Annotated in this window: 1 pseudogene; it reads left to right on the top strand. The window is 75.5% G+C overall.

Features of this window, described 5'->3' with window-relative positions:
• Positions 1–237, top strand: a pseudogene (locus QQZ14_RS15025) (HNH endonuclease signature motif containing protein); the annotation flags it as partial.

Raw genomic sequence — 237 nt, 5'->3', positions numbered from 1 at the left:
CCCACGACACCAGGTCTCGCGCGCCGTCACGGCCGTCCACGCCCTCCTCGATGAGATCTCGGATGCGTCCCTGTGGTCGATGGGCACCGAGGAGACCGCCCACACCCTGGCCGAGCTCACCCGCGCCGCCGCGCGGCTCGCCGAGGTCGAGGCCCGCGTCGCCGCCCACGCCGACACCGTGGGGGTCGCCGAGCAGGGCGGCGCCTCGGCGGTGGCGTACTGGTGGGCCCATGAGAC

This window comes from Nocardioides sp. T2.26MG-1, assembly GCF_950101795.1.
In the GTDB taxonomy this organism is placed as follows: Bacteria; Actinomycetota; Actinomycetes; order Propionibacteriales; family Nocardioidaceae; genus Nocardioides.
This window is presented reverse-complemented; position numbering and strand designations above follow the sequence as displayed.